This is a genomic window from Mesorhizobium sp. WSM3868 (assembly GCF_002294785.1).
Lineage (GTDB): Bacteria > Pseudomonadota > Alphaproteobacteria > Rhizobiales > Rhizobiaceae > Mesorhizobium.
In genome coordinates, this window is record NZ_NSGB01000005.1 from 142,121 (window position 1) to 158,702 (window position 16,582).

Annotated in this window: 11 protein-coding genes and 1 tRNA gene; 6 read left to right on the forward strand and 6 right to left on the reverse strand. The window is 63.2% G+C overall.

Annotation, left to right across the window (positions count from 1 at the left end; translation table 11 throughout):
* The first annotated feature begins 422 nt into the window (after window positions 1-422).
* Window positions 423-2,312, forward strand: coding sequence for an ABC transporter ATP-binding protein/permease (locus CK221_RS10635; RefSeq protein WP_066989828.1), 1,890 nt, complete (start codon window positions 423-425; stop codon window positions 2,310-2,312).
* A gap of 369 nt (window positions 2,313-2,681) precedes the next feature.
* Window positions 2,682-4,046, forward strand: a complete 1,365-nt coding sequence (gene mgtE / locus CK221_RS10640) for a magnesium transporter (RefSeq protein ID WP_095777681.1) — start codon at window positions 2,682-2,684, stop codon at window positions 4,044-4,046.
* A 51-nt stretch (window positions 4,047-4,097) separates the two neighbouring features.
* Here the strand turns inward: mgtE and gor are convergent, their stop codons facing one another.
* From gor to rpiA, 3 genes are all read right to left on the reverse strand, one after another.
* Window positions 4,098-5,486: a glutathione-disulfide reductase gene (gene gor, locus CK221_RS10645; RefSeq protein ID WP_095777682.1), complete on the reverse strand. Its 1,389-nt coding sequence runs from the start codon at window positions 5,484-5,486 to the stop codon at window positions 4,098-4,100.
* A 115-nt stretch (window positions 5,487-5,601) separates the two neighbouring features.
* Window positions 5,602-6,237, reverse strand: a complete 636-nt coding sequence (locus CK221_RS10650; protein WP_095777683.1) for a DUF2059 domain-containing protein — start codon at window positions 6,235-6,237, stop codon at window positions 5,602-5,604.
* Entirely contained in the window at window positions 6,224-6,955 is a 732-nt protein-coding gene (rpiA, locus tag CK221_RS10655) for a ribose-5-phosphate isomerase RpiA (RefSeq protein ID WP_095777684.1), read from the reverse strand. Before rpiA ends, CK221_RS10650 begins: the two co-directional genes overlap by 14 nt.
* 153 nt (window positions 6,956-7,108) lie before the next feature.
* On the opposite strand from rpiA, the gene CK221_RS10660 reads away from it, so the two are divergent.
* Both CK221_RS10660 and CK221_RS10665 read left to right on the forward strand, forming a co-directional pair.
* Window positions 7,109-7,789, forward strand: coding sequence for a phosphoglycolate phosphatase (locus tag CK221_RS10660; RefSeq protein WP_066989841.1), 681 nt, complete (start codon window positions 7,109-7,111; stop codon window positions 7,787-7,789).
* 126 nt (window positions 7,790-7,915) lie between these two features.
* Window positions 7,916-7,990 (forward strand) — tRNA-Val (locus tag CK221_RS10665).
* 85 nt (window positions 7,991-8,075) lie between these two features.
* On the opposite strand, the gene CK221_RS30205 is transcribed toward CK221_RS10665, so the two are convergent.
* Window positions 8,076-8,246 (reverse strand): hypothetical protein, encoded by a 171-nt coding sequence (locus CK221_RS30205; RefSeq protein WP_164746760.1) that lies wholly within the window; start codon window positions 8,244-8,246, stop codon window positions 8,076-8,078.
* A gap of 654 nt (window positions 8,247-8,900) precedes the next feature.
* Here CK221_RS30205 and CK221_RS10670 point away from each other — a divergent pair.
* A complete protein-coding gene (locus CK221_RS10670) occupies window positions 8,901-9,587 on the forward strand; it encodes a Crp/Fnr family transcriptional regulator (protein WP_095777807.1) in 687 nt (228 codons plus the stop codon).
* Window positions 9,588-9,603: 16 nt separating this feature from the next.
* Here the strand turns inward: CK221_RS10670 and CK221_RS10675 are convergent, their stop codons facing one another.
* Together CK221_RS10675 and CK221_RS10680 are read right to left on the reverse strand one after the other, a co-directional pair.
* Complete coding sequence (locus CK221_RS10675; RefSeq protein ID WP_095777685.1) at window positions 9,604-13,878, reverse strand: cytochrome P450; 4,275 nt, start codon at window positions 13,876-13,878, stop codon at window positions 9,604-9,606.
* A 119-nt stretch (window positions 13,879-13,997) separates the two neighbouring features.
* A complete protein-coding gene (locus tag CK221_RS10680; protein WP_095777686.1) occupies window positions 13,998-15,782 on the reverse strand; it encodes an adenylate/guanylate cyclase domain-containing protein in 1,785 nt (594 codons plus the stop codon).
* A gap of 410 nt (window positions 15,783-16,192) precedes the next feature.
* Between CK221_RS10680 and CK221_RS10685 the strand changes: the two genes are divergently transcribed.
* A complete protein-coding gene (locus CK221_RS10685; RefSeq protein ID WP_066989847.1) occupies window positions 16,193-16,450 on the forward strand; it encodes a PepSY domain-containing protein in 258 nt (85 codons plus the stop codon).
* The last annotated feature ends 132 nt before the right edge of the window (window positions 16,451-16,582 follow it).

Here is a 16,582-nt window from a genome sequence, read left to right on the forward strand (position 1 = left end):
CCACGGCGGTTGATTCGAGGTAGCTAGGTCTCCTTACGGGCACTTTTCGAGCCCCTTAAACCGTGAACCAGCCGCGCATCGGGCTGAATATTCCTTCACAAAACCGTGTTTTTGGCTTCCCTAGGGGAAAGTCCTTTCCAGCCGAAACTCTGTTCCCAAACGGCTGAAACAAAATACGAATTCCCCTCCGATAGATATCAGCCGGCAAAGCTTTTCTGTTGCCTTCATGCCACGGCCGGTAACCCTGTTCCCATTCGGAGGAAGAAAATTAATGGAAAATGATCAATTGGTGTTACCATGTGTAACAAAACAGGAAAGGTTCGGGCGGGATCGTGATTCGGGTCGGTAGACCGCGACGTACAGTACCGGAGCAAACATCCAGCGAGGCGGCAAGGCCCTCGCGCCTGACGCCGGTATCGTCGATGCGCACATTCTGGGGGCTGATGCGAGCCTACTGGTTCTCCGACCGGTGGAAGGAAGCCTGGACCCTCACCCTCGTCATCGCGCTGCTGACAGCGCTCTCCAGCAAGGCCGGCGTGTGGTTTGCCATGGCATCGGGCGAGCTGGTGAATTCGATCGCCTTCTTCCACGACGCCGCCAATATCAATCCGCTCCAGACGCTTCTTACCAATGCCGGCATATTGGTGCTGTTGGTCGTGCTCAAGGACGCCGGCTTCACCGGAGTGCGAAATCTCGTTTCCGCAACCTTGCATCGCAAATGGCGGGGCTGGCTGAACAGCCAATTCAACCGGGCGCTGCTCGACGGCAACCATACCCATTTCCATGCCCAGCATGGCTCGGTTGCCGGCGGTATCGTCGCTCCCGACAACATCGACCAGCGCATCCAGGAATCGATCAAGGACATGACGGGCGGCGCCATCGGCCTCGCCATGGGCGTGCTGGGCGTGGCGACCTCGCTTTACTTCGTCGGCGAGAATTTGATCGGGGCCTCGGTGGAGGTCAAAGGGCTGGAGTTCCTCGGCAGCTACGGCAGTGCCGTGCTGGCCTTTCTGGCGGTCGCGACCTACGTGCCGCTCAACACCTGGATTGCGGTGAAGCTCGGCGGCCTGCTCGAACGTCTCAACATCCGCATGCAACAGGCCGAGGGCAGCTATCGCAGCGAATTGACGACCTTCCTGCGCCGCAGCTTCCACGTCGCCGCCTCACACGGCGAGGATGTGCAGAAGACGATGCACGACAAGCTCTATGTCGACATCGACAAGACCTGGGGGCGGCTGAACGTCGTCAACACCAGCTACATGTCGTTCGAGCTGATCTACAATTTCATCGGCGCCCGCATCGTTTCCTACGGACCCGGTCTCGTGCCCTTCATTCACAACGGCTTCGATCTCAAGGGCTACATAACCGGCTCCGAAATGGTCGCGCAGCTGATCAGCCAGTGTTCGTGGTTCATCCATGTTATGCCCGCGATCGCCACGCTTAGAGCCAACAGCCAGCGTGTGACCGAGCTCGCCAGCGCCATCGAGAACGTCCAGCAGCCGCAGGAGTTCTATCGCCAGACCGGCCGCTCGGACTTCAGCTATGCCACGCAAAATCCCGTCTTCGGCCTGACCATCCAGAAGCTGGAGCTGGCGCATCAGGGCGAGGATGCGACGCCCTTCCTGAGCGCCGCCAACCTGCGCTTCCGCCGCGGCGAGTGGACATTCCTCAAGGGTGAGTCCGGCTGCGGCAAGACCTCGCTGATCAAGGCAATCAATGGTCTGTGGCCCTATGGTCGCGGCACCATCGTGTTCCCGGAAGGGGTGACGAGCTTCTATGCCGCCCAGGAGGTCAAGCTGCAGCAGGTCTCGCTGAAGCAGCTCGTCTGTCTGCCGGGTTCGGAAAACGATCACACCGACGTGCTGGTGGCGGCCGCGCTGCACAAGGCCGGACTCGGCGAATTCATCGGCCACCTGGCCGATGAGAGCCGCGAAGGCAAGCTCTGGGATCAGGTCCTGTCAGGCGGGCAGAAGCAGAAGCTGGTGGTAGCCCGCATCATCCTGCAGCAGCCGGGACTGCTCTTCCTCGACGAAGCGACCGGCGCTCTCGACCCCGAAGGCAAGATCGCCTTCCACGAAGCGATCAAGGTCAATTGCCCCGATGTAACCGTGATCAGCGTGATGCACGAGGCCGTTCCGCCGCGGTCGCTTTCCGGAGAGGAATTCTATCATAGCGTCGTGGCGATCTCCGATGGCGTCGCGACCAAGAAGCCGCTCGCTCCCGCTCTGCCGCGCGAGCTCACGACGATCCTCGCGCAGCCCCGGCCGGCCGAGGACAAATGGTTGCGCTTCCGGCGGCTCAAGCAGAAATAGCAATCAGCCCAGCCCTGGTCCGTCGCCTCGGCAGCGGCCACTGTCGATCACAGTCTCGCGATCCGGCAATGCTTCGCTCATTTTCAGCGCTCGTCGCGATTGACTCGGCAAAACGCGCTCCTATGTTGCGCCCGCTCGCAGGTTTCCAACCTGCGGCACGCGTCCTTCGGACGCGGTCGCTGTAGAATCTTAGAATTGCGCCATGCGCCTTTCCGAAAATCGAAGCCGATTTTCGGGGGGTCATGCGCTACCCCGCGAGCAGAAAGGTCAAACCCGCCATGCCTGGCGACAGTCACAGTCGAACGCAACCGCCGTCCGCCTTGACGTGACCTGACGGCTCACGTCCTGCCGGACGGCAAGGAGTGAGCCATGAATGAATTCGCATCCGTATTGGACGACGAAGCGGTCGCCGTTGCCCGTGTTCTTGCCAACGACCACGTCGCCGACGTCGTCGAAGCCCTCAACCGCGAACCTCGCGAGACGGCCATCGAGCTGCTCTGCGCGGTGCCGTTCGAGCGGTTGGTCGAAATCTTCGACCAGCCGGAGCTCGAAAGCGCGCCGGAACTCGCCGCAGCCCTGCCGCGTGCGAAAGCAGGCAAGCTGCTCACCGCCATGTCGGTCGACCGCGCAGCCGACATCCTGCGCGAGCTCGATGAGCCTGCGCGCTCGGAACTGCTTGGCGCGCTTGCCCCACCGCTGCGCGCGACGCTGCTTTCGATTCTCGGTTATCCCGAAGACAGCGCCGCCTCGATCATGACGACCGAGTTCGTCAGCGTGCCTTCGGACTGGACCGTCGGCCGCACACTCGACTACATCCGCAAAGTCGAGCGCACGCGCGAGACCGTCTATGCGATTTACATCACCGACAAGGAGACGCAGCTCCTGCTGCGGGCGACGGGCTTGCGCCGGCTGATCACCGGCGAGCCTCAGGACTCGATCCTGTCGGTGGCGCCGGATCGCATGCCGGTCACGGTCACGCCGCTGACCGATCGCGAAACGCTGGCGCAGACGATCTCCAAATACGATCTGCTCGCCCTGCCGGTTGTGGATCACGGCAAGATCCTCGGCATCGTCACCATCGACGACATCATCGACACCATGGTCGAGGAAACGACCGAAGACGTTCATCGTTTCGGCGGCATGGAGGCGCTGGACGAGCCCTATATGAAGATGGGCTTTCTCGCCATGATCCAGAAGCGGGCCGGCTGGCTATGCGCACTGTTCCTCAGCGAGATGCTCACGGCGAACGCCATGCAGAGCTACGAGGGCGAGTTGGAGAAGGCGATCGTGCTCACCCTCTTCATCCCGCTGATCATGAGCTCGGGCGGCAATTCCGGCTCGCAGGCGACCTCGCTCGTCATCCGCGCGCTGGCGCTGCGCGAGATCGGCCTTCGCGACTGGTGGCGTGTCGCCTTGCGCGAGCTGCCGACCGGTTTGGTGCTCGGCTCGATCCTCGGCATAGTCGGCATCTGCCGCATCGCGCTCTGGGAGTATTTCGGCTTCTACGACTATGGCCCGCATTGGATGCTGATCGCGGCAACGGTGGGCGCGGCGCTGGTCGGCATCGTGACCTTCGGCTCGCTGTCGGGATCGATGCTGCCTTTCGCGCTGAAGCGGATCGGCTTCGATCCGGCAAGCGCCTCGGCGCCGTTCGTCGCCACGCTGGTCGATGTCACCGGGCTGGTGATCTATTTCTCGGTGGCTCTGGTGATCCTGCGCGGCACGCTCCTCTAGCCAAGAAACTTCGTGCCGCCGGCATGGCCGGCGGCGCCTTCCCAACTGGCTTCAAACGCGCTCGCCGTTCTTCACGCGATAGGTCGGCTTGTACATGGTGACCAGCTCCTCCGCCGCTGTCGGGTGGACGGCCATGGTGCGGTCGAAATCGTCCTTGGTCAGCCCCGCCTTCAGCGGAATGCCGAGCAGCTGCGCCATCTCGCCGGCGTCAGGTCCCAGGATATGGGCACCGAGCACTTTCCGCGACGCGCCGTCGACCACCAACTTCATCAGCATCTTTTCGTCACGGCCCGACAGCGTGTGCCGCATGGGACGGAAAGACGCGCGATAGATTTCGATGTCGGGGAAGCGCTTGACCGCCTCGTCCTCGGATAGGCCAACGGTGCCGATCTCGGGCTGCGAAAACACGGCCGTCGGAATGGTATCATGGTCTGGCGCTGTCGGATTGCCTTTGAAGGCTGTCTCGATGAAACACATCGCTTCGTGGATGGCCACCGGCGTCAGTTGCACGCGGTGGGTGACGTCGCCGATCGCCCAGATATTGTCGATGCTGGTGCGGGAAAATTCATCGACGATGATCGCGCCGGTCTTGCCGAGCTCCACGCCGATGCCTTCGAATCCCATATTCTCCGTGTTCGGGATGCGGCCGATCGCCAGCATGACCTGGTCGACGGTCAGCGTCTGGCCACTGGAGAGCAGCACGTCCAGTCTGCCCTCAGCGGTCTTGCGCACCCATTCCGAGATCGAACGGCAGAGGATCCTGATCCCCTTCTTCTCCATTGTCTCGTGCAGCGAGCGGCGAAGGTCCATATCGAAGCGCGAAAGAATTTCTTGGCCACGGTAGACCAGCGTGGTGTCGACGCCCAGTCCATGAAAGATGTTGGCAAATTCGACGGCGATATAGCCGCCGCCCTCGATCATGATCGCCTTCGGCAATTCCTTGAGATCGAAGGCCTCGTTGGAGAAGATGCAGTATTCGTGGCCGGAAAGCGCCGGGTGCGGAGCCGGACGGCCGCCCGTGGCGATCAGGATCTGGTCGGCGCTGACGATGCGGTCTTCGGCAGTGAGATAGACGGAATGCGGATCGACCAGCACGGCGCGCGAATGGAAGGCCTCGCCGCCCGCACCTTCGACATTCCTCTTGTAGATCGCCTCCAGCCTGGCGATCTCCTTGTCCTTGTTGGCGACCAGCGTCGGCCAGTCGAAGCTTGCCTCGGGGACCATCCAGCCATAGCCGGCGGCATCGGCGAAATGTTCGGGGAATTGCGAGGCATAGACATAGAGTTTCTTCGGCACGCAGCCGCGGATGACGCAAGTACCGCCATAGCGATACTCCTCGGCAATGGCGACGCGCTTGCCGAGCGAGGCAGCCACACGGGCCGCCCTCACCCCGCCGGAGCCGCCGCCGATGACGAAGAGATCATAGTCGTAACCGGCCATCGAAAGGACTCCTGCGCAATGGAAGTGTGTCACAGGTAGGCGGACAGCAGGCAAAAGAAAAGCCCGGAAACCCGGGCTCTTCTGGTCCAGTCGGCCGTCGGCCGCTTGAAACGGATCAGTTCTGCGAATTGTCGGCAGGGGCCGAGTTGTCGGCGGGAGCCTGGTCGTCTGCAGGCGCCGAATTATCGGCAGGAGCGGACCCGTCGGCAGGAGCGGCCGCATCCTTCGCAGGCTTGGCCGGAGCCGCGGCCTTTGCGGCGGCGGCGAGCGTTTCGCCGACCTGCTGGGCCAGGTCGCGGGCGACACCGTTCTGCCAAATGTCGGCCGCCTTCACCAGGTCGCGCGTGACCGCCGGGCCGCTGTCGAGCAGCTTCTTGCCGGCTTCCGAGCTGTAGAAAGTGGCGATATCGTTGAGGTCCTTTTCGGAAAACACCTTGGCGTAGGCGAGCGCCGCCTCCTTCTCCAGGTCGGCGCGGCGCGCCGCCAAGCCCATGGCCTTTTCGGTGACCGTCTTGCCGATCAGTTCCTGCATGTCGGGATTCTTCTGGATCAGCTGGTTCTCAAGCGCTGCCGCTGCCTGCGGCAGGATATTGTCGAACGGGTCGGTGGCGTGGATAGCCGCAACTGCGGCCCGTGCGGCCTTCAGATGCGATTCGCTGATATCCTGCGAAAACGCCGGCGAGGACAGCGCAAGCACCGCTGAGGCCGCCAGAATGGTCGAAAGGCGGCGAACCCGTTTATGCAACATCATGGTCGATAGAACTCCCTGGTTTTCGGGCGGCATGGACGGTTTGGATGCCGTCGCCGCCGGCGATGACGGCGGTTGACGCCAGCCCGATGAATAGACCGTGCTCGACGACGCCTGGAATGGCGAAGAGAGCATTCGAAAGCGCTCTTGTATCCGGAATGCGGCCAAAAGATGCATCGAGGATAAAGTGGCCGCCGTCTGTAACAAATGGCTGCCCCCCCGTCATCCTCAATGTCACCGGGCCGGCAAGGCCGAGGCTTGCCGCCGCCGCGCCGACCGCGATCTCGGTTGCGCGCAGGCCGAACTTGTTGACCTCGATCGGCAGCGGGAAACGGCCGAGCGTCTCGACCATCTTGGACCGGTCGGCAATCACGATCATGCGCTGCGACGCCGCCGCGACGATCTTTTCGCGCAGCAGCGCCCCGCCGCCGCCCTTGATCAACGTTAGCGCGGGATCGATCTCGTCGGCGCCGTCAATTGTGAGGTCGAGCTCCGGCGTTTCCTCGAGCGTCGACAGCGGCACGCCAAGCTCGCGGCAGAGTGCCGCGGTGCGCTCGGATGTGGGCACGCCGATGACGCTGAGGCCGGTCGCGACCTTTTCGGCGAGCAGCCGGACGAACTCGTCGGCGGTCGTGCCCGTGCCGATGCCGAGCCGCATGCCGCTGCTGACATGGGCGAGCGCCGCACGCGCGGCCTCGACCTTCAACTGCCTTGCGTCCATGCCGCTCCTGTCCCCGATTTCCATGGTTTGGCGCGCCTCCTAGCATTTTTGCCTGTCCCGTCAAAGGCTCTGCCTGTGGACCGATGGAGGCGGCTTGCTTGACCACCGCCCAGCTTGTATCGGCTGCGGAACCTCAATTATTCAGGACTGGCCATGACCCGACCGATCATCGTGTTCGACCTCGACGGGACGCTCATCGACACTGCGCCGGATCTGCTCGACAGCCTCAACCACAGCCTGGCGGCCGCGGAGCTTGCCGCGGTCGACCAAGCCGGCTTCAAGCGCTACGTCGGCCATGGCGGCCGCGTGATGATCGAACGCGCGCATGCGGCGCAAAACAAGGCGCTGATGGCGGAAGAGCACGACCGGCTGCTGAAGCTTTTCCTCGACCACTACACGATCAACATTCCAGGCAAGTCCCGCCCCTATCCCGGCGTGGTCGCGGCTCTCGACCACTTCCAGGCCGCCGGTTATCTGATGGCGGTTTGCACCAACAAGTATGAAGCGAATTCGGCGACGCTGATCGGCGCGCTCGGTCTCGACAAATACTTTGCCGCGATCTGCGGCCAGGACACTTTTGCCTTCCGCAAACCCGACCCGCGCCATCTGACCGAAACCATCAAACTGGCTGGCGGCGATCCGCACAATGCCCTAATGGTCGGCGATTCGCAGACCGACATCGACACCGCCAAGGCGGCCGGCATTCCGGTGGTGGCGGTCGATTTCGGCTATACGGATCGTCATGTGCGCGAGTTCGAACCGACGCTGGTGATCTCGCATTTCGACACGCTGACGCCGGAATTGGCCCAGCGTCTGATCGCGGCGGCGCGCTGAGCGCCTGCCCAGATCGAACCGGCAGGAACCTGAGATCGATCCGCAGGATAACGTCGGCACATTGCCTTGACTTAGCGCACCCGCCTCCCTTATATCGCGGCTCGCTTCGGCCTTCGGGCAACGAGCGGGCGATTAGCTCAGCGGGAGAGCACACCCTTCACACGGGTGGGGTCGCAGGTTCAATCCCTGCATCGCCCACCATCCAACTTCCCGAAAGTTGGATGATCCGGCCGCGATGAACCTCTTCAATGTCGTGCAGTGGGGCAGCTCGCGTCCGGGAGGCCGCTTAGATCAGGCCTCGGCGCACATTCAAATGCGTTACTCCCGTCACCAGAATGGCGCCGGTCATGAAGTAGAGCGTGGCTATGATGTTGCCCTGATGGAAATGCAGCCCGGCAAACAGCAGGGCCATAACCACGGCAAGAAATGCGATTACACGCGAGAAGTTATCGGGCATGGGGCAGCGAACCTATGCAAATAGGATGGATAGCCGCCCTCAATCAGCCGCGTGCTCCATAGATCGGTTTTCGATTTTCCGCAATTGCCTTTTGAAGCACTGCCGCAGTGTGGTGCCTGCTGCGGGCGGTGTCGACAGCCGGGCCGCTGCCCTTGTTGCCGACATTGCATTCGAAGGCGCTGAGTTCGGTCGGGGTCGTCGGCCTGGTCCATGCAGGGTGGCGGCAAGCCGCTGCTGGACAATAGCGACGCTTCTGTGATCGCCTTCACATACGCCGCGGAGGCATCGCGCACAGATATTGCACCGGTGGTACTGGCTTCTGCTTCAATGCATGGGCTCCAACGGCCTCCGGGCCTGAAAGCTCGGCAGGGAGTTTCGATCACCTAGCCATTTTCAGATTTGCTGTTCGCGCGCGTCGGTCGCCTCCCACCACGCGCGCGAACGGCGTTTCGTAGTTCGGTTCGCGTTCGCCAGCGCGCTCCGGTTTCCCGCTGCAAGGGACAGTTGCCGGACAATTTGATGCCGGCAGCGCACGTCTGGCGCCCGATCTACAAAGGCCGTCGTGTGTTGCCGCAATCGCACCAAAGGAGACAGGCCTTGATCGAGCATGCACTTGTCATACAATTTCCGCTCAACGAGAGGCGGAACCGCATCATGTCCACAGCCAGCGCAGACGACAGGAGGACCCTGCCGCGTCTGGCGCGGATCGATCCGCGCCAGTTCGATTTGCTGTTCGGCGGCTGCAAGGTCGAACGTTATGCCGCCGGTCAGCACCTGTTCGTCCAGGAGGACGCATCCGACCGCATCTACGGCGTGATGAGCGGCACGGTCGAGATTTCGCTCTATTCACCGGGCGGGCAGAAGCTGGTGGCCAATATCGAGCTGTCGCGCAGCCTGATCGGCGAGATCGGCGCGCTCGACGGACGCCCGCGCACGGCTACCGCCATCTGCCTCACCGCATGCGAGCTGGTTTCCCTCAGTCGCGCGCAACTCTTTGATCGCATTGAAAAAAATTCACCGCTGGCGCGCGCCATGATCGAGCTGTTGTGCACGCGGCTGCGCTGGGTCAGCGGCGAACTCGGCGACCAGGCCTTCTTCGGCATCGAGGCCCGGCTGGCGAAACGGCTGGTGTTCCTCAGCGGCGTCATGGCCGACCCCGCCGGCTGGATCCCGATTTCGCAATCGGAACTCGGCGAATTCCTCGGCGCGACGCGCGAGTCGGTCAACAAGACGCTCAACGACTGGCGCAACCGGCACATGATCGACATCAAACGCGGCGGGCTGCGCATCACCAATGCCGCCGCGCTGAACCACATCGCCGCTTCGCAGGACGACGACTGAACGATTCTGACCCGAATCAGAGCCGCGAAATCAGGTAGCGCAGCGCGGACCGGCTCGGCATGAAGAAGTAGCCGCCGCCTTTCGTGGTGACGAATTGCGGCATGTCCCTGAGCACCGTCACCTTTTCCCAGGACGGAATCGAGAATCGGCCGCCGCCGTCGCGCGCGCCGATCGTCGGATCCTTTTCGCCGACAAGGCCTTGGAACGAGCTCGACGAGACCCAGGTCTGCTGAATGAACTCGTATTGGCGTTCGATGTCGGCGTTGAGGCACATGAAGAGAAGCCCCTTCTCGACCTTCCCGCTGCGGTCCTTCTTCACATAGGTGCGGCCGACGCGCAGGATGCGGTGGCGCTTGCCGATCCTGATCTGCGTCTCGCGATCCTCGCCAAGCGAGTCGCGCGGATTGGAACGGCGTATATGGGAGCCGATCGGACAGCGATGCCCCTGCGGGTCCTCGGCGCCGAGCGCGAAGTCGTTGTCGACGCCACGACCCGGGCGGCCATCGGGGTTGCGCACCAGCGAACTGCCGTCCTGCCAGCGGCCGAGCATCTTGGCCGCGACCCAGCGCGGCGTGATGGCGTTGTCGCCGGTCTCGCGCGCAGCCCGCGCGGCGGCATGCTTGCAATAGTCATCGAATAACTCGACATGCTGCTCGAACTGGCGCACGACCAGGAACGAGCCGTTGCGGCCGAAATCGCGCGGCGGCGGGGGCTGACCGGGGATCTGCCGGTTGCGCCGCACCTGAGACAGGATGCCGGTCCGATCCTGTGCTGCCCGGACGGAGGGCGAGGCTGGATAGAACCCATGCTCGTCGCGATAGCCGAACAGGAACTCGCCCGGCGCGACCAGGTGCATCGGCGCGGCACCCTTGCTGGCGCGCGACGTACCCCTGACGATCGGCTGCGAGACGCCGTCGGCAAAGCCGAAATGCTCGTAGGCGCGGGCGCGCTCCGGCTTGCCGTCGTTGCCGGCATGTTGCGTTGTCCCACCGTCCTTCTTTGGCTCGCGGTTCACGACAAGCGGCAATTCGGCAACGATCTTCATCCCTGCGCCTGTCGTCTTTCGCTTCGCGGCCGCAACCTCCCCCTTCAGTACCGCCGGCTCCGCGGCGTAGCAGATGACGACTGCGTCGACCGGCGCCGTGGCCGAACCCCACTGCCATTTGTCAGGCGCATCGGGGCCGGTGTCGTCGAGGATGCGGCTGCGCTCTGGATTGCCCATGCCGTGGCGAAAGGCAGCTGGGAATGTGTCCAGCGGATCGTCGTCGACGCCGCCCTTCAGCCCAAGACGGCGCAAACCGTCGGGACCGAAGGCCACCGTCATGGCGCGTCCGGCCGGCACGCCGTCGCCGAAACTGGTCTTGTCGATGACGAAGTCCAGCCACGCTCTGCGTTGCATGGCCGGCAGTTCTTCCGGCACCCGGATCGCCAGCATATGCGCGTGGCCAAGCGCGCCGAACGGGCCGAAGAAAATGGATTGGATCTCGCCGGCTTCCAGTTCTTCCACGGGCGAAGGCGCCGGTTCACGGCCGACGGTTGCAGCCGGCCTTGCCTGCGGCCGCTGCAGCGAGCCGAACAGGCTCACCCAGTTGCGGGCCTCGCTGCCGGTGGCGGAAGCAATGCCGCGCCGGATCTTCGAGTTGATACGGATGCGCGCGGTGTTGAGATGCGGATAGGCAGAGTACCAGAACAGCGTCGGCACCTGCTGACGCCGCGCCCAGCGCTTGAAGCGGTCCCCGTCGCGCGCGCCGTCGAGGAAGAGCCAACGCGTGCGCGGGTAGCCTTCCGTGTTGCTCCATACGCCGGTCAGGCCCTCTGAGGCCTTGGCGATGAAGTCCTCGAGATAGCTTTCCCAGCTGCCGCCATAGTTGGAGAAGAACATCAGCTTGTCGGTGCCCGGCAGCAGCACCCAGCGGGCGAAGTGAATGGTGTTTATGGTGGCGAGGAACCCCGGCTTGAACACTTTCTGCGCCGATATCGAGATTAGGTAGAAGGAAAGCCTCAGCGCCAGTCGCCGCAAGGTGCCGGCCTTCATCGTCGATATCGCGGTGAGATGGTTTTGCGCGCAGTGGTCCTCATTGGCGAGGATTCTGTCCAGCGCGCCGAGATCGACCGGCGTGTTCTGCGGCCGGTCCTTGTCCTCGAGGCGCCGCAGGCTAAGGAAGCACAAGCCGATGAACAGCAGGGCTATCGCGAGCAGCCCCAGCACCGCCAGCAGAAGCGCGGTGCCGGCAATTGCGACGTTGGTGAAGGTGACACCGTGCGGATTGCCGAACACGAGCACATAGGTCATGCGCCAGCAGGCAAGTATGACGATCGCGACGGTGGCGAGCACAGCCGGCGCAAGCAGCGTCGTCGTCAAGGCTCGCCACCAGCGGCCCGGAGGCCGCTCCAGCAGGCTCTCAGCCGGCTCGAAGGCCCAGCCGAACTGTCCTAGCGACTGGGCATGCCGGCGCGCCTCGGTGAGCACAGCAGGGGCGTTGCCAGTACCCGCGCGCGGCTTTTCGACGATCTCGCGCACGCTGTCGGCGAGCTCTGCCTCGGCCAGGATGCGGCGCACCGAATGGCCAGGCGTTCCGGAAAAAACCAGCCCTGCCGTGCTGCCGAAGGACGGCGAGATCTCGATGTGATGCTTCTTCAGGAAGTCCTGCAGCGAAGCGTCGTCGGGCAGACCGCATACGGCCCTGAAGATCGGCCGCAGCCGGTGGCCTATGGCCTGCGTGATGGCACCGATGACATCGTCGGTGCTGCCGTCGCCGGAGATTTCGAGTACGAGCGCGCCCGTCTCGAGGTCCGATTTCTCGTCCCTGCCGGTGGCGGCGACAGCCAGGCTGGCGAAGTGGACCGTGCCGACATTGTCGAGCGCATCGCCCACCTCGTCGATCGCCGGGTTGCCAAGTGCGCCGACCTTGTCGCGCACGGCATCCAGCGGCACTGCACGCCTGATCGGGCAAACCACGGTGACCATCGACTGGTCGACCGTGCGGCAAAGCGGCGAGCGCTCGAAATCGACCTTGAGGCTGGCCGGATAGGCGCCGACATTGACCATCTTGCCGGCTCTGCCACGCGCGCGGCGGAGCTTGGGCTTGCTAAACAGGGCGCGAACGCATTCGCCGATCTGAATGCGGGCGATCTCGGCCCCGATGCATAGATGAATGCCGTGGCCGAACACCATGTAATCGCGATGAGGCCGCGAGGTGTCGAATTCGTTTGGCCTTTGCACGATTTCGGGATCGAACATGGCGGAAAGGGTCGCCGGCATGACGACCGTTCCGGCCTTCACAAGGCGCTCTCGCCGGGTGCCCTGTCCGATGACCGCGTCACGGGCGGTGTAGCGCCACGGGCCGACCCAGATCGGCTTGAAGCGCATGGCTTCCAGGATCGCCCTATCGAGTTTGCCGGTATCGCCCGCTGCAATGGCTGCGTCGACAGCCTGCCTTGCATCTGACCGCGACAGGATGACGTCCAGGCAATTGCCGCCGGCAAGCACATTGGTCGGAACGAAGCCGGCAATCATACCGAGCATGATCGAATGGATATCGGGCTGCGATAGGCGCCCTTGATCCATGAGCGCGACGAGGCGGGCCAGCGGCCGTTCGTCCTTCCCTCCCCTTTCCCTGATCGCGGCAATCGAGCGGTCGATGACCTTGATCAGACGATCGCCGCCGACGATCGCGAGCTGACGTGTCGTTGGGCTCGCTGTCGGATCGGAAAAGAACAGCGCGCTGAGCGCGATCGACCAGTCGGCGAATTCGGTTTCATCGTCGATCTCGAGGCCGAAATAGTCGCGACAGATGCGTACCGGAACGATCTTCATCAGCCCGCCGATGGCGTCGAAGCCGGGGCTGGCCCGGGTCATGATGTCGCGCGAATGACGCTCGGCGATCGGCCTGACGGCGGCTTCGACTTCCGCCGGCGGAAAGGCGCTCAGCACGGCCGATTTCATTTGCCGGTAGGCGGCCCCGTCCTGCATGCCGAGGATGAAGTTCGATCCCCTGGCCAGTTCTGCCATTTCCGGCCCGTACGGTGTCTCGAACTCGTCGCCGCGCTCCAAAATGTCGCGCACATCGACGCCTTTGGTGACAAGCAGGAAATTGCCGAAGGCCAGGTTCGGCCAGAAGCGGCGCAGCAGCGCCAGCAGCCAGCGCGGGTCGTTGAAAAGGAAGCCGGCGATACGGGACGCAAGCCCCTTGGCGCGGAGCCGGTCGATATCGAAGGGCGGCATTTCGGCGACAGGGCGCTGGCTCTTCTGGGCAGCGCGGACAGCAGCGAAATACTTCAACTTGATCATGCGCGTTCGAGCCCCCCGGCTGTCCACGTCACTGCGATGCCGGCTATTGTCTGGCCTAGGTTTGGTTCGGTCCGGCGTATGTGATTTTTTTCACAATCATCGGTGTTCGGTTCCAGCAATCATGCGATGGACTTGGCCTGGCCGAAATTCGCGATCAGGAAGTTGTTCTTCGCAGGATCGACGAACGGTATCCAGCGAATCCGCTGCTCGGAAAAATCGGGATGCCTGGTTGCCAGAATGGCGCGTTCGCGTTCGGCCTCCTCAAGACGGCCGCTCCGCATCAAGGCGCCGATTTTGAGGAACCTGGCGTAGAAATAGCCCGGCGAAAGGTTGAGCGAGCGATCGGCAACCGCAATTGCCGCCGGCCAGTCCTCGACCAAACAGTATGCGGCAGCCAGCTCGCCCAGATTGTGAAAGCGGTAGAGGTCGAACGGGCTCAGCCGCTCGGTATCCAGGAAGAACGGGATCGCGCCGGCGGCATCGCCAAGCAGCAGCCGCGCGCTGCCCATTGCCGAGCGGGCGAAGGCAAAGCTCGGATTGATGTGGATCGCCTCGGCCAGATGCTCCGCCGCCGATGCCGGCTGGCCGCGCATGATGTCGGCCGCCCCGAGATAGGCGTGCGGCCGCGCGTCGAGGCTGTCCATCAACAGCGACTTGCGCGCAAATTCTTCGACCTTGGCCAGGTCGTCGCTGTCGCCGAAGCGCAGCCATGCCCGCCAGAAATACCACCATGCCAGCTCGTTCAGCACGGCGCTGGAATTCGGATCTTCCTGGTAAGCCTTCTCGAAGAATTCGAGCGCGATCTCGGTGTCTTTGCGCGTGCGCCTGTTCATGTGCCAGCGGCCCCGCCGCACCAGCTGCCAGGTCTCGAGGCTTTCCCACGGCACCTGGAAGGTGCGCACCTGCTCGGCTCGGTCGACCTCCTTGTCGAGGATCGAAACGATCTCGCTGCCGATCTGGTCGCGCAGGCTAAAGATGTCGATGAGGTCGCGGTCGAAGCGCTGCGACCAGACCAGGCGCCCGTTCGACGTGTCGGTCAGCGAGGCGTTGAGGCGTATCTGGCCGCTGTGGCGCGCCAGCGTGCCGCCGACGATGTAGCGCGCGCCAAGCGCATTGCCGATGAGCCTGGTTCCGAGCTGGTCGTCGCGAAACTGGAAGCTGGAGCCCTTCGCGATCACCGAGAGCCAGCGGGTGTTGGACAGGCCGTAGATGATGTCTTCCGCAATGCCGTCGGCCATGTAGCCGACGTCAGGCTCGCCTCCGTTGCTGCCGTGAAACGGCAGCACCGCGATTGCCGGCGGTCCCTTCGATGCGAGCCTGTCATGGACGGGAGCGGTAGGGATGGCGGCCAGGGGCGCAGCCATCGCCGCGCCGTTGCCGCCGCGTCCGGCGATCAGCACACGTACAGGCAGGGCGATGTTCTTGAGCATGAACTCGCCAAGATCGGTGAAAACCGCCGCCGTCTTGTCCTTTACGTGGTGCCAGGTCGTCTCTGAGATAGCTAGACCGTCATGCGGAGCGAATTCCTGGAGGCGCGCGGCAATGTTGACGTCGTCGCCATAGAGGCGGCCCTCGCGGACGATGACGTCTCCGGTGTTGATCCCGGCCCGGAACGGCATGCGCATCTCATCCGCGGCCGAGGCATTGAGTGCCATGATCCGGTCCTGGAAATCGAACGCCGCGCGCAAGGCTTCGATTGGATTGCCGAATTCGGCCATGATGCTGTCGCCGGCAACACCAAACGTGCGGCCGCCAAAGGCGCCGCAGCTGTCGGTGATGATATCGCGCCTTTCCTCGAAGGCCGCGACGGCGCGCTCGTCGTCGATGCCCATCAGCCGCGAAAAACCAACGGCGTCGATAGAAATGATTGTCGCAAGCTGACGGGTATAGTTCCGTTCAGCCATGGTTGAGCCCCCGGTCCCTGTTTTCGGTCCAGAACAGGCGACTTCCGCTCCCAAAAACACTTCGCCGTTTGCCGATGGAAGATCCCCGGCAGGCTCGGCGCGCCGTTGCCACCCTGTTGGTCCGGGACTCTAACAGGGTCTGGCCAAAAGCTCTACCACGAACAGCTAATGGAAGGCGGTTTCGGCGCAAGCCATGGTTAGTCGTTCGTTACCTGAAGTCCGATGTTGCAGAAGCCTCCTTACTTGTTGGATTCGCGCCGTTTTACTTATTTAAGCTTTCGCGCATAGAGGTCGCGCCGGGCGTGACGGACCAACTGTGGAGCAAGGCGTTGCCCGCCGTTGGCGGAACCAACGGGCCAGGATTCGAGTTGTCAGCGCGTTCATGCCACCACGAGAGATTGAGGGCAGTCATGCGCGGTGTTCTTTTGGCAAGCGGTATCGCGTTTTTCCTTGTCGGCGGGTCGGCTTTCGCGGCCGAAGCGCAAGCGCTGCCGCCGCAAAATGCCAAGAAGCTCTCGGAAATCCTGACCAAGGTCGAGAAGCGGAGCGACTTCCAGTATATCAAGGAGGTCGGCTGGAGCAGCGACGGCTATACCGTCACCTATTACACGACCGACAAGGCCAAGGTCGAAATCACCTACGATCCGGTCACCGGCGAACCGAAGTAACGCCTGATACGGCCGCCCGCAGCTGGGCCGCGCCTCCCTATCCGAGACTTGCGTCGATGCACGTTTGATGGCTGACTGCGCGCCATGATTGCGGGCACGGGGGTGCATGGCAATGGTTGGCTACGTTCTAAA